10 protein-coding genes are annotated in these 11740 nt (G+C 64.4%); 3 read left to right on the forward strand and 7 right to left on the reverse strand.

All coding sequences use genetic code 11. From position 1 onward, the window contains the following. Window positions 1–18: 18 nt before the first annotated feature. The 3 genes from F812_RS0117280 to F812_RS0117290 all read right to left on the reverse strand — a co-directional run bounded on the left by F812_RS0117280 (window position 19) and on the right by F812_RS0117290 (window position 3935). Window positions 19–2100: a hybrid sensor histidine kinase/response regulator gene (locus F812_RS0117280; RefSeq protein ID WP_020087249.1), complete on the reverse strand. Its 2082-nt coding sequence runs from the start codon at window positions 2098–2100 to the stop codon at window positions 19–21. A gap of 793 nt (window positions 2101–2893) precedes the next feature. Beyond that, window positions 2894–3202, reverse strand: coding sequence for a hypothetical protein (locus tag F812_RS0117285; RefSeq protein WP_020087250.1), 309 nt, complete (start codon window positions 3200–3202; stop codon window positions 2894–2896). Window positions 3203–3446: 244 nt separating this feature from the next. Next, window positions 3447–3935 carry a c-type cytochrome, methanol metabolism-related gene (locus F812_RS0117290; RefSeq protein WP_425337470.1) on the reverse strand — a complete coding sequence of 163 codons (489 nt, stop codon included), beginning with the start codon at window positions 3933–3935 and terminating at the stop codon, window positions 3447–3449. 330 nt (window positions 3936–4265) lie between these two features. Between F812_RS0117290 and F812_RS0117295 the strand changes: the two genes are divergently transcribed. Then, on the forward strand, window positions 4266–4877 hold the full coding sequence (locus F812_RS0117295; RefSeq protein ID WP_156827502.1) for a hypothetical protein: 612 nt from the start codon (window positions 4266–4268) through the stop codon (window positions 4875–4877). A 91-nt stretch (window positions 4878–4968) separates the two neighbouring features. On the opposite strand, the gene F812_RS0117300 is transcribed toward F812_RS0117295, so the two are convergent. Together F812_RS0117300 and F812_RS0117305 are read right to left on the reverse strand one after the other, a co-directional pair. Then, window positions 4969–5469 carry a hypothetical protein gene (locus F812_RS0117300; protein WP_020087253.1) on the reverse strand — a complete coding sequence of 167 codons (501 nt, stop codon included), beginning with the start codon at window positions 5467–5469 and terminating at the stop codon, window positions 4969–4971. 213 nt (window positions 5470–5682) lie between these two features. Continuing rightward, the gene (locus tag F812_RS0117305; protein ID WP_040498789.1) at window positions 5683–6042 is read right to left on the reverse strand and encodes a YkgJ family cysteine cluster protein; all 360 of its coding nucleotides are present in this window, start codon (window positions 6040–6042) and stop codon (window positions 5683–5685) included. Between the two features lie 327 nt (window positions 6043–6369). On the opposite strand from F812_RS0117305, the gene F812_RS25670 reads away from it, so the two are divergent. Then, window positions 6370–8424, forward strand: coding sequence for a pentapeptide repeat-containing protein (locus tag F812_RS25670; RefSeq protein WP_020087255.1), 2055 nt, complete (start codon window positions 6370–6372; stop codon window positions 8422–8424). 323 nt (window positions 8425–8747) lie between these two features. Further along, window positions 8748–9290, forward strand: a complete 543-nt coding sequence (locus F812_RS0117315) for a single-stranded DNA-binding protein (RefSeq protein ID WP_020087256.1) — start codon at window positions 8748–8750, stop codon at window positions 9288–9290. A gap of 201 nt (window positions 9291–9491) precedes the next feature. Here the strand turns inward: F812_RS0117315 and F812_RS0117320 are convergent, their stop codons facing one another. Then, window positions 9492–10628 carry a cation diffusion facilitator family transporter gene (locus tag F812_RS0117320; protein ID WP_020087257.1) on the reverse strand — a complete coding sequence of 379 codons (1137 nt, stop codon included), beginning with the start codon at window positions 10626–10628 and terminating at the stop codon, window positions 9492–9494. 134 nt (window positions 10629–10762) lie between these two features. Continuing rightward, window positions 10763–11428, reverse strand: a complete 666-nt coding sequence (locus F812_RS24430) for a PRC-barrel domain-containing protein (protein ID WP_020087258.1) — start codon at window positions 11426–11428, stop codon at window positions 10763–10765. Window positions 11429–11740 lie beyond the last annotated feature (312 nt).

Genomic DNA, 11740 nt, shown 5'->3' on the forward strand with positions numbered 1-11740 from the left:
CCGGCGGCGGGTGTGGCTTTATTTGGTGTGTAGAAGCTTGGTGATCTTGGCCGACATGCTTTCCAGCGAGAACGGCTTGGGCAGCAGCTCGACCCCCTCGTCCAGCACGCCGTTGTGGACGATCGCATTGCGGGTGTAGCCGGTGGTGAACAACACCTTGAGGCTGGGGTGCCGCCGCAGGGCCTCCTCGGCAAGCTTGCGTCCGTTCATGCCCGGCATGACGACGTCGGTGATGAGGAGCACCACCTCCGGGTGCCGGCCGGCGAGGGCCAGAGCCTCGTGGCCGTTGCTCGCCGACAGGACGGAGAAGCCGAGCTCGGTCAGCATCTCCGTGGTGAGGCGGCGCACGTCGTCGTCGTCCTCCACGACGAGGACGCGCCTGCCCTGTCCGCGGATGGGCACGACCTCCTGCTCGATAGCGGGGGGACTGGTGACCCGTTTGTCGGCCAGACGGGGGAAGTAGAGCTTCACCGTCGTGCCGACGCCGACTTCGCTGTAGATTTTGACGTGTCCATTGGACTGCTTGATGAAGCCGTACACCTGGCTGAGGCCGAGCCCCGTGCCGAGGCCGACCTCCTTGGTCGTGAAGAACGGATCGAAGGCGCGCCGGATGACCTCGGGCGCCATGCCATGGCCGGTGTCGGTGACGGCGATGAGCACGTACTGGCCTGCGGTGATGTCGGCATGTGCTGCGACGTAGGGGTCGTCGAGATAGGCATTGGCGGTTTCAAAGGTGAGCTTGCCGCCTTCCGGCATCGCGTCGCGGGCGTTGACCGCGAGATTGAGGAGCGTGCTTTCGAGGCCATGCTGATCGACGTGGATGCTCCACAGCCCACCCGCTCCTACGAACTCCATGGTGATGTTTTCGGGAATGGTGCGCCGGAGAACGTCGGCGATGCCGCCGAGCAGCTTGTTGGCGTCGGTCCGCTGTGGCGAGAGCGGCTGCTGGCGTGAGAAGGAGAGGAGGCGCGAGACCAGCGTTGCGGCGCGTTCGGCGCCTTTCACGGCGCCGCCGATGAACTCCTGGATTTCGAAATCGCCCCGCTCCATGCGCCGCTCGGCGAGCCTGAGGCTGCTCAGGATGACGGCCAGCATGTTGTTGAAGTCGTGGGCAATGCCGCCAGTGAGCTGGCCGACGGCTTCCATCTTCTGGGACTGGCGGAGCGCTTCCTCGACCGTGCGCAGACGCGCCTGCTCGTTGAGCCGTTCCGTGACGTCGTATACGAACTGATAGGCGCCGATCAGTTCACCCGTGGTGTTGAAAAGAGGGTTGAAGCGCATTTCGTAGAAGGTGCGCTGCTCCAGATCTCCGAACTCGGCGATCTCCATGAACGGCTCCCCGGAGAACGCCCGCTGCCAAAGTGCGTGCGCGGCCTTCTGCTGCTCGGGAAAATCGCGGAGGAGATCGATAAGATTGTCGCCGACGCGGGGCTCCATGCCGAACAGGCGCTCGAACTCTCGGGCGGCGGCGCCGTTGAGCGCGATCCAACGGTAATCCGTGTCGAGGACCTGGACGAAGGCGTCGGTCGCCTCGACGATTTCGGCGAGCACCTTGCGCTCGGCGAGCGCCTGGGCAACGCGTGCTTCGAGCGTTTCGTTGAGCCTCTGAAGCGCCTCTTCCGCTCGCTTGCGGGCCGTCACGTCCTGAAAGAGGACGGCTACTTGCTGTAGGCCCGCGGGTTCGATGCGGAATGCCGAAAGAGCGAGGTGGCGTCCGGTCGCGATCAGCTCGCGCTCGAAACGGATCGGCTCGCCGGTGACGAGCACGCCGCGGTAGAGTTCCACCCAGCCGTCGGCTTCGTCCGGGACCATATCGCGCACCTTCTGCCCGACGACATTCTGGATGCCGGCGTGGAGCGCGTAAGCGGCGTTGGCTTCGATGTGAATGTAGTCGCTGAGCGGGCCGTGCGGGCCGTCGAAGAACTCGATGATGCAGAAGCCTTCGTCGATCTTCTCGAAGAGGGTGCGGTAGCGTTCGGCACTGAAATCGAGCGGGTCTCTCGTGTCCCCCTCGGCGGCCGTAACCGATTTCAAGCGCGCGTTCTCGTCTTCCAGGATTGCGATGCGGCGCTGCAGGTCTTCGAGGTGTTCGGATGTCACGCGGGCGGTCCAGGGATGTTGCGATCTAGGCGTGCTCGCACCGCGGGCTGGCGAAAGTCGCAAAATGCTGGAGGCGCACGCAAACATTAATGGCCGTCATGGCGTGGAGTTCCATGGGATGGCCGATTTTGTGCGTGGTGGTGCGAGCGCGGCGCTGGGTAGCGCCGGCACAGGATGCGCGTCTCAACGCCTTTGGCTCTTGACAGACGAGGCTATCGGACCAACTCTCATAGGTGACGGCTATCGCTGTCGTGGCTTCCCTGGGACGGATCCGGATGGTCCGTTTCGCGTGGCGGACAGCACCCCCCGGTTGCGAGGATGGTCGTCCTTCGTTCAGATCATGTGTGCTGCGTCGGATTGACTGGATCCTCCGCTCTCATGGTCCTCGGAGTGCCGGATCAACAGCGAATGGAGGGAGCATGACGCCACCTGGTTACATCGCCGGACCCCGCGCTCAAGCGAGGTCCAAGCTTGGGTGGTGAGAGCCGCTGCAGCATAAGCTCCGCGCATCCAGGTTTTTCAAACCTCATTGCTGATCATTTTCATGCGAGGGCGGAACGCCGGTCAAGATCTGGACCGAGGCGCCAGAGCCTCGCCTCATAAGCCCGGCTTAGCTGGGCAGGTTACCGAAGACAAAAAGAGCCCCGGTCGGCTGAAGGCGCGACGGGGCTCAATTTTTTTGCCGACTGCTATGTTCCGGCCGTAAGGAGGGACCGGGCGCGCGAGAGAGACCACACGTTCGCACCCGGCCCGAAGCCGCGGGGGGAGCGCGGCTAACGACTTCATGCCTTCGCTATTGGGTCACGGTGCCTTCGACGACGGTGGCGCCGTTCAGCTTGCCGTCATTGAAGGTGAGCTTGTCGCCGGACTTGGCCATCCAGGAAAAGCCCCAGGGGCCGGTGAGGCCACAGCCGTCCTTGCACTTCGCGGAAAGATCCGCGGACTTGCCGCCGGCGACGGTTTCCACGTGCTCGACGTTGCCTTCGTCGATGCCGACCTTCAGGTCCGCCTTGTCCTTGTTATCGATGGTGAGCGCCATTGCGGGAGACGCGATGAGCGCGAAGGCAGCGGCGGCAAGCCAGGAGGCTTTGGGATGGTGCATGGTTCCTCTCCAATTGTTTCTTGGTTACCCTCTCGCCAGGCGCGCCACCTGTCGCTCGCGCAGACACGGAAGGTGTTTCACGTCAGCGTGTTAGCGCGCGCCGGCGATTGTCATGTATCTAGGAGCAGGAAGAGCACGCACCATTGCGGACGGCACCGTCCGCGTGCGCCATTACGGGATCGCGACTACGCGATTTTGCGTGTTGAAATGGAGGCTTTGGCTTCTATTTAAAAGCCTTTTGGGCTCATGGTCCCATGCACGCGTTTTCATTGTCGGCTGCCGTTTTCGGTTTCGGCGCGTTGGCGGCCGGCCGGCCGGAGCCGAGAGCGCCGTTGGCGCGGGCGCGCAGGTAAACGTAGATGTCGTCGAGGTAGCACATCACGTTCTTGTTCGTGCCGAAGGCGGGCATGACGAGCGCCTGGGCGGTGTTCACGGCCTGCTTTCCGCCGACGACGGTCTTCACGAAATCGTCGTACGACATGGACTTGAGGGAATCCGTGAGGTCCGGGGCAAAACTCGATCCGGAGCCGTCGAAGCCGTGGCAGACCTCGCATGAGCCATTGAAGCGGCGGTAGCCCGAGAAGGTGTACCAGTCCACCTCGCCGTTCTTGCCGATCTTGTACGTAGGATTGCCCGCAGCGTCGAAATACTTGCCGTCGTCCGAGGAGGCGACGGCCGGATCGTTCGGGACCACGGGGGCGGCGACCGCGGGTGGAACCGCCGGGGCGAGCATCAGAAAGAGGGCGAGGCATGACATGGATGTGCGCATGGACGAACTCCCATTCGGTGGCGGGCCTGTGGGGTGATCAGGCGAGGGGGAACCATGTTTTTCAGGTATGCGCGGACGAGGCGCCTGCAAGGCGCCTTACGCTTAAGTAAACTCGATGGTAAGGGCGCGCCGCGCGCGCTAACTTCGCCTGCCTAGAGGCGGGCTGAACGCCAGATGAACTTTCCGCTCAACGGCGGTTCAGGGAGCCTGTGTCACATCCCGGCGTGAGACTTCGCGTAACGAAGCAGGCCGTGCATGACGTATCAAGCAACGATATCCGAGGGAACGATACCGATGACAGAGCGAGCTATGGGCGACGATCAGCATCTTGGCCCGGTGCAGCGCTTCGTTCCGTTTCTCAAGACGGCGGCGCTGGTGGTGACGATCGTGGGCGCGGTCCCGACCGCAATCACCGCCTATCATGCCTGGCAGTACAAGGTTCCGTTCACGCAGGTCTCGCACCGCTTGCAGCAGTACGAGATCTGGGAACGCAACATCGACTGCAAGATCGACTACAAGGCGCTTTCCACCTCGCAGGGAACGAAGGTCGATGCGGGGGCGTGCGCGAGCACGGGCGACATCTCGCTCAAGGTCTCGACGCCTGATGGAAAAGCGACCTACGAGTGGATTGCCTACAATCAGCTTCAGAAGCCGGGCGAGCCGCCCTCATCGAGCTTCATCGATCTCTTCATCGGCGCCGCGCGTGCCGATGGCGCTTTGCCGCAAGGCGTGCGCGTTGCGCAGAGCCTCGAGGTCGTCTGCCAGTCGCTCGTGAGCAAGACGCAACTCGTGCGCGTGGTGAAGGAAGGCGGCAAATGCTATCGCGAGGTCATGTCGCCGATGCGCGGCACGGTGGACAAGCGCGAGGAGGTGCCGTGCGAAACGAAGTGCACGGCCGCGGGCTAGCCTCGCGGTCTTCCCCACCATGAAATGAAAAATCCGCGGACCGGATACCGGTCCGCGGATTTGTTTTTTATGCGGTGCTCGCGGCGCGCGCTTACTTCTTGGGGCCCTCGAAGAGCATCTGGAAGCTGCCGGCGCCGGGGCCTTTCTGGGCCTGCTTCGAGGAGCGCGGCTTGTTCGCGCGCTTGCTGCGGGCCTTCGCGGGGGCGGCCTTGGCGGGCGCGGCATCGGGCGCCGTAGCGGCCGTGGCCTGGGCGTCTGCCGGCTCGGCGACAGGGTTCTGCGGAACTAGGCCCTGGGCGGGCGGCGCGGCGGTGGCGGTGACGAGCGAGTCACCATCGGTGGAGATGGTGGCGTTCTGGGCGACGAGGCGCGAGAAGCCCCACGGGCCGGTCACGGCGCATTCGGAGCTGCAATCCTGCGTCACGTCCACGGAGCCGCCGGCCGGGATCTGATAGACGGCCTCCTCGGATCCGTTGTCGACGCCGACCGAGACCTCCTTGCCGGAGGTGTTCTTGATGGTGAGTGCTGCAACCGGAATGGCCGCGACGGTAAGCACGGCGAAAGCGGCTACGGCGCGCGTCATGAGGCTCATGGTCGTCTCCCTGGTCATGCGGCGGGGCCGTTGCTCACTCAACCGTTGGCCTTCCGCGGGCGCGGCCGCCAGATACCATTCTGGGGCGTAGATGGCATCATAAATAATGTATGTTTAACAATTTACTTAAAATTGCTCCTATGCAGAGTTATCTCTGCAATTCATTTGCTTGATTTTCCGTGTTTATTTTCTGTTGTCCCGACGAAGCAAGCTTTAACGGTTCGTTGTTACGGCAACCCAGGTCGGGTCTTCCTGTGAGCGGCGCTCGAAGGTGAGGAAGTCGTAGTAGCCGCAGCGGCCCTTGCCGGGGAACGAGCGGCAGACCGAGGGGCGCGCCTCGTAGATGGTGCAGCGGCGCTTCACGGTATCGAAGAAGCGGCAGATGGCGCCGAAGTGGCGGTCCTTCTTGCGCTTCATGGCGTACTTGCGCCCGTGGGCCTCGCGCGTGAAGGCGCGGCGGGCCTCCTCGAACTCCATGCCGTGATGACGGGCGAGACGCTCGACGTCTCGCTTGTCGAGCGCAATGAGCGGGTAGGAGCAGCAATACCCGGGGCACTTCTTACAGTCGTACACGCGAGAGATATCCGTTTCGAGGTTTGTGGCTTGACGGGTGATCGGGGGCGAGCGGCCGGCGTGCTTGGCTTCCTCTGCGCGCAACCTCGGGCGCCCCGCATCCACCACCCTTCTCTTCCTGTTATCGCCCCTTCTCGCCCACGGCAACGGCCAAAGCCTGTGTTGCCAAAGGACTAGGCACTCGAGGTGCGTGCTTTTTGCGTCCAGGGGGCAACAATCCGAAAGAAAAGTGCTGCAGGCTGGGACCTGGTGCCCTGGCCTCCGGACACACTTTCTCCTTTAATGTCGGCGCATGTCAGTACCCGTATCTTATCGAGGGTTCCCGGAATGACGGATTTGGCTCGTGGCGCGCCAGAGGGTGAAACGCCGGTCAACCCGTACAGTCTGCTCGAGGCGGTGAACAGCTCGAGCGACACCGCGCATACGGGCTGGCTGATCTTCCTCGCCATCATGGCCTACCTGGTGATCGCTGTAGCAGGCGTCACGCATAAGGATCTGCTGCTCGAAACGCCGGTTTCCCTGCCGATCCTTCAGGTCAATATTCAGCTCAAGCAGTTTTTCCAGTTTGCGCCCATTGTGCTCGTGCTGATGCACCTGGGGCTCGTGTCGCAGCTCACGCTGCTCGCACGCGAGACGCTGGAGTTCGACTACGCCATCCGGCTGCTCGAAGCGACGGACAAGCGCACGCATCCGCTCCGGCTCGAGCTCAACAACTTCTTCTTCGTGCAGGCGATCGCGGGGCCGTACCGGAGCCGCGTGATGAGCGCGTTCCTGCACGGCATGAGCTGGCTGACGCTGGTGGTGCTGCCGGTGGTGCTGCTCATCTACATCCAGGTGGTGTTCCTGCCGTACCACGATGTGGCCATCACGTGGACGCATCGCGTGGCGCTTCTGGTCGACATCGCCATGCTGATCTCCATCGGCGTGTTCCTGATGCGGGCCGAGACGTCGTTCATGCAGGCGTTCCTGCGGACCACGTCGGCACATCCGGTGAGCTTTGTCGCCACCATCGTGGTGCTGCTGGCGGTGTGGATCTTCTCGTTCTTCTTCGCGACGATCCCGGGCGAGCAACTCGACCGAACCACGCAGCGCATGCTCGGCTTCAACAACGAGGACGAGGTGGGCGAGCGGCCGCGCTACGTGGCTGGATATGCGGTGCCGCTGCTGACGTTCGGATCCGAAGGATCGCTGCTCGGCATTTTCAAGCGCAATCTCGAGGTGATCGATACCGATCTCGTGGTGGACAAGGAACAGACGCCGGGCGAGCCCAGCATCAGCCTGCGCGACCGCGATCTCCGTTTCGCGAAGCTCGACCGCTCGGACCTGCACCAGGCGGACCTCACGGGAGCGGATCTGCGCGGGGCGTCTCTCATCGGCGCCGATCTTCGCGGCGCGTGGCTCGCGTGCGCGGATGCGATGCAGCTCATCCTCACCGAGGATCGCCAGGCGGCGAATTGCACGACGGCGCGGCGGGCGGTGTTCACGCGTGCGCGGCTCGACGGCGCACACATGACCGGCGTCGACCTTCGCGGCGCAAAGCTCGACGAAGCCCGCCTCGAAGGGGCGGAGCTTCCCTATTCGCTTCTGCAGGGCGCGAACTTCTCGTCGGCCCGGCTCGACAAGGCGGATCTCACGGGCGGCGTGCAGGCGCAGGGCGCTAATTTCCTGGTGGCCAACCTGCAAGGGGCGGATCTCACGGGTGCGCACCTGCTCGCGGCGGATTTCTCGAGCGCCGACATGACGGGCGCGGTGCTGAGCTACGCGCATCTCGATCTCGCGGAGCTGCGTGACGCCAAGCTCGACGGGGCCGTGCTCTATCGCGCGTCTCTGCGCGGGGCCGATCTCATCGGCGCCAGCATCACCGGCGCTGACTTGCGAGAGGCCAAGGTGTGGCGGACGGTGCCGCCGACCGTCGACCCGGAAGGGCTGGCGGACCTTTCGGGCGTTGCCGTCACGGCGATGACGGAGACCGACGTCTCTGACATCAAGTATTCGCTGGAGCGCATCCTGAGCCGGCGTGTGAAGGCGCGCGTCGCGGAGCAGGTGGAGCCGCTGGTCAACCTGCCGGAGGTGGCCAAGTGGGAGTCGACGCCGGATTTCGCGCAGTGGCAGGGGCTCGCCTCCAACGGCGCCCAGCCCGTGGCGGATGCCTACCGGACGCGTATCACGGACTACCTGATGCGGCTGCAGTGCCGCCCGCGGTGGAGCAACGGCTCGGTGGCGACGGGCGTCGCGCGGCGCGCGCAGCGGCAGGAATTCCGCGGCGACCTGACGGCGATCTACGACCGCCTCAAGACCGAGGACTGCCCGGCTTCGAAGACGGTGGCACCGAAAACGCTGAAGGATCTTTCGGCGGCCGCCGACATCGCGCGCGGAGGCTGACTGGCGGTCGCGGATGGGCTGCGCTGTTGCCAAGACGCCGTTCGGGATGTAGAACGTAACAAGAACTGTGGCGATTTCGCCAGCGCGGGTGGTCGAAAAGCGACGGCGAGCGCGGAACTGGTGCGAACGTTTCCGTCCTAACTTCGTGGCACCAGTGGAGAAAGCTTTGGGGACAACCGCCGACGGGTTTCCCGGCGGGTCACTATTACGGGTAGGGTGCTGCAACTTGAGTCGCCGGTCGCGGGCAGAGGGTGCCGCGGCGAGGCGGCCATCGATGCGCCGGCTCTGCAGGCGTTCGCAAGCGAAAGAACAAGGAGTTCGATATGGCTGGATCGGTCAACAAGGTGATCCTGGTCGGAAACCTCGGGCGTGATCCCGAGATCCGCCGCACGCAGGACGGGCGTCCGATCGCCAACCTCCGGATCGCCACCAGTGAGACCTGGAAGGACAGAAACAGCGGGGAGCGCCGCGAGAAGACCGAGTGGCACTCGGTCGTCATCTTCAACGAGAACCTTTGCAAGGTTGCCGAGCAGTATCTGCGCAAGGGCTCGAAGGTGTACGTCGAGGGCCAGCTTCAGACCCGCAAGTGGCAGGACCAGCAGGGCCAGGAGCGCTACTCCACGGAAGTCGTGCTGCAGGGTTTCAACGGCCAGCTCACCATGCTGGATGGCCGCGCAGGCGGGAGCGGCCTCGCCGAAGGTGGCCAGTCTGACTACGGCGGGGACAGCGGCGGCTTTGGCGGTGGCAGCAGCGGCGGCGGGTTCGGTGGCGGCGGCGAAGCCAAGCGCTCGCCCCGCAGCAGCGGCGGCGGCTCCAAGGGCGGTGGCGGCATGGACAAGCCGTTCGACGACGAGATTCCGTTCTAATGGGACGGCAGCGGGCAGCCGGAAGCAGGCAGCACGTGTGAGAGTGTAGGGCACGGGGGCTGATACGCCGCTTCCGAGGCTCCGAAGATGGTCGAAACGGTGCAGGAGCGCGCGAACCGATGAGCTCGGATCGCGCGCTTTCGTTTTTAGATCGGCCGCTAATACTTTCGACGAGCCGGCATCCCCTTCGCCGGAGACGCGCTAGTGCCGCTTCTTCTGGCGCTTGCGCTCTTTGCGGCTCAGCGGTTTTGCGGGAACGGGCGCGGGATCGCTCGCGAGGGTGAGTGTCGCGGCAGGTGCCTGTGGCCGGGCGGCGGGTTGCTTCGCCGGCAAGGTTTGGGCTGGCGAGGCTGGAGCCTGGGCGGTCTCGGCTGGTGAGCCACCGGGCGAGGTCATCGCCCTCTCGGCGCGGGCGTGATCCTGCATCGACTGGCCTTCCAGGAAGAAGCGCCGAACGGCCGGGTGCTGCGCCTTGATGGTGCGCTCGATGCGGGAGGTCGCCTCCTCGATGGCGGCCGCGGTCGCCTGATCCTCGAAATCGACGCTGGCCACCACCAGGATATCGGTGGGACCGAGATGCATGCTGCGGATCTCGTTGATGGCGCTGATGGTGCGCCCGACGCCGCGCTCGGCCGCGATGGTGGCGCGGATGTCGTGCAGCACGGCGGGGGAAGCCGCCTCGCCCACAATGAGGCTGCGGATCTCGATGCTCATGAAGGCGGCGACGGCGCCGAGCAGGAGGCCGATCGCGACGGAGGCGTAGCCGTCGGCCGTGGGCGAGCCGGTGAGATGCGAGATGGAGATGCCGAGGGTCGCGATCGTGAGGCCCGCGAGCGCGGCCGCATCCTCCAGCAACACCGTGAAGAGGGCGGGGTCCTTCGAGCCGCGGAGCGCGCGGAATACGGGTGTATCGCCGCGCCGGCGGTTGAACTCCTTGATGGCACGCGCGGCGGAGATGCCTTCGAGGAGGAAGGCGACGGCGAGAACCACGTAGTTGACGATGGGGTCGGTGATGGGGTGCGGGTCGAGCAGCTTCTCGACGCCCTCGTAAATGGCAACGCCCGCGCCCAGCGAGAACAGCAGGATCGCGACGACGAAGCTCCAGAAATAGAGCTCTTTCGAATAGCCGAAGGGGTGGACGGCATCGGCGGGCCGCTCGGAGCGCCGGATGCCGTGCAGGAGCAGCACCTGGTTTCCGGTGTCGACGAGGGAGTGGATCGCCTCCGATAGCATGGCCGACGAGCCGGTCCACGCGGCGGCTGCGAATTTCGCGACGGCGATCCCGAGATTGCAGACCAGTGCAACGACGACGACGCCTGTCGAGCCACCCGCTGCCACGTGCCTCTCCCTCGATCCCGTGCTCTCGCTCGTGTTTAGGCCGGTTTGTGCCGGCCCGGAAGGCGCCTCATGCAAAAGCCTGCCGCATGGTTACACGCGGCAGGCTTCGCAAACCTTAAAGGCTCAAGTGCCGATCAGGGTGCCGGAGTGGCCGGAGCTGGCTCGCTCGGTGCCGGGGTTGCCGGAGCCTCGGGAGCGGGTGCAGGCTCGCTCGGCTTGGTGGCGCTGTCGACCGCCTCCTTGGCGGAATCGATCGCGCCCGAGACGGCCTCCTTGGCCTTCTCGATGGCGGGCGCGGCTGCCTCCTTCGCCTTGTCGAGAGCCTCCTGAGCCTTCTGCTTGGCGTCGTCGAGCTGGGGCTTCGACTTGTCGGAGAACTCGTTGACCTTCTCCTTCGCGCGCTCGAGCAGCGACTTCGCAGGCTTCTTGCGCTGGAATTCCGGCGCGGTGTCGAGCGTTTCCTTGGTCAGGTCCGGCAGGGATACGAAGAGCTTTCCGTCCTTCTCCTCGAACTTCAGGGAGGAGAGGTCGACGCCAACCTTCTTCTCGGCCCATCCGAGATAGCCGCCGGTGCCCATAACAACGCCGACGACCTGATTCTGGTCGTTGATGATCAGATCCTCGACGTCGCCGACGATGGTGCCTTCTTTGCCGTGAACCTTCGCACCGATCAGGTGATCCTTCGCGAGGTACTGGGCATCGGTCTGGGCGGGGACAAAGACGGTATCGGCCCAGGAAAGGGTGGCTGCCAGCGGGGTTGCCACGAGAAGGCCGGCAGCGAGAAGCGAAATGTGTTTCATGCGGTTTCAGGTCCTTGGAACAGTATGCGTCTTGTACGTGATGGGACGATACGCGTCTTACAAGCACGGGTTCCAAGAAAGCACCACTTTTTGGCAGGCGTGCGTCCAAACGCACAGGGGAGAAAATCCTGCCAAGGCGCTCGAATCACGGACATAATTGGGGAGGAGACGTGCCTTTCGCCGCGCCAGGATTGCAGGGGCGGGGATCGGTCGGCTAAACTCGCCCCTATCGTCGAATCTGCACGCGGACGGGCGTTTTTGGGTAGTTGCTCGATGGCCCCGGGGTGCTTTGTGAAGTGGGCTCGCGCCTGC

The sequence above is a fragment of the Hyphomicrobium zavarzinii ATCC 27496 genome (assembly GCF_000383415.1).
Taxonomy (GTDB): domain Bacteria; phylum Pseudomonadota; class Alphaproteobacteria; order Rhizobiales; family Hyphomicrobiaceae; genus Hyphomicrobium_C; species Hyphomicrobium_C zavarzinii.

Bases quoted from the DNA above. Each gene is read 5' to 3' on its own strand.
- F812_RS24430 (WP_020087258.1), bottom strand. From the start codon at position 11,428: ATGAAACACATTTCGCTTCTCGCTGCCGGCCTTCTCGTGGCAACCCCG.
- F812_RS0117290 (WP_425337470.1), bottom strand. From the start codon at position 3,935: ATGCTCGCCCCGGCGGTTCCACCCGCGGTCGCCGCCCCCGTGGTCCCG.
- F812_RS0117285 (WP_020087250.1), bottom strand. From the start codon at position 3,202: ATGCACCATCCCAAAGCCTCCTGGCTTGCCGCCGCTGCCTTCGCGCTC.
- F812_RS25670 (WP_020087255.1), top strand. From the start codon at position 6,370: ATGACGGATTTGGCTCGTGGCGCGCCAGAGGGTGAAACGCCGGTCAAC.
- F812_RS0117295 (WP_156827502.1), top strand. From the start codon at position 4,266: ATGACAGAGCGAGCTATGGGCGACGATCAGCATCTTGGCCCGGTGCAG.
- F812_RS0117315 (WP_020087256.1), top strand. From the start codon at position 8,748: ATGGCTGGATCGGTCAACAAGGTGATCCTGGTCGGAAACCTCGGGCGT.
- F812_RS0117300 (WP_020087253.1), bottom strand. From the start codon at position 5,469: ATGAGCCTCATGACGCGCGCCGTAGCCGCTTTCGCCGTGCTTACCGTC.